Origin of the sequence: Paracoccus sp. JM45, assembly GCF_003590715.1 — a bacterium.
Taxonomy (GTDB): domain Bacteria; phylum Pseudomonadota; class Alphaproteobacteria; order Rhodobacterales; family Rhodobacteraceae; genus Paracoccus.
Genome location: NZ_QQVY01000066.1, coordinates 1 through 980, shown reverse-complemented (window position 1 = coordinate 980; position 980 = coordinate 1). Strand labels below are relative to the sequence as shown.

The window sequence follows — 980 nt, the reverse complement described above, 5'->3', positions numbered from 1 at the left end:
TTGTCGGAAACTATACAGGCGGGTTTCCCATAGATCCGGACCAGCGCATCCAACTCCCGGGCGATCCTGGCCCCGGAGATGCTGGTGCCGGGGACCAGGCATAGGTTTTCGCGGCAGCAATCGTCATTGACTGCCAGGATGCGGAATTTTCGACAGGCTCCGAAAGTGTCGGACAGGAAGTCCAAGGACCAGCGCTGGTTCAGGCGCAATGGCACTGGCATTGGTGTGCGGCTGCCTCGCGCCCGTTTCCGGCCTCTACGACGGCGCACTGACAGGCCCTCTTCCCGGTAAATCCGGTAAAGCTTTTTTTCGTTCATAATCATGCCCACGCGCTCTAGCAGGACGCCAATGCGCCAATAACCGAACCGGCGACGCATCTGCGCGATCTTGTTCATTTCCAGACGGATCTCCGGGTTATCGGGCAGCCTTTCGCGCCGCACCGTCTTCGGATCGACCCCGATCAGGACGCAAACCCGGCGTTGAGAGATCGGATGACCCTTCATCGCCCGCAGCACCGCGTCCCGTCGTTGCATCGGCGTCGTCAGGGCTTTCCCAAGAGATCCTTCAGCACAACATTGTCCAGCATGACATCTGCCACCAAGCGCTTTAACTTCGCGTTTTCATCCTCGAGCTGCTTGAGGCGTTTGGCGTCGGAAACATCCATCCCGCCATATTTGTCCTTCAGCTTGTAGAACGTCGCAGGGCTCAGGCCGTGCTTCCGGCACAGCTCCGACGTCGGCAAACCAGCCTCCTGCTCTTTGATCATCCCGATAATCTGCGCTTCGGTGAAACGGCTTTTCCTCATGTCGTCTGCTCCGTCAGGTTGGGCAGACTCTACATCAGACTGAGGGAACTTCCGGGGGGCAGGTCAGCGTGTTGCAGAGCTCGACACGAAGATGAGATGTGCCGCCCAAAAAGCGGATTCGGTCCGCCGCGCACAGACCATGCCGGGCGTGGGTCCTGTCACGGCTCTTGCGATC

Annotated in this window: 1 pseudogene; it reads right to left on the bottom strand. The window is 59.2% G+C overall.

The window, feature by feature from the left end:
• Positions 1-805: pseudogene (locus tag DWB67_RS17730) on the bottom strand (transposase); the annotation flags it as partial.
• Between the last annotated feature and the right edge of the window lie 175 nt (positions 806-980).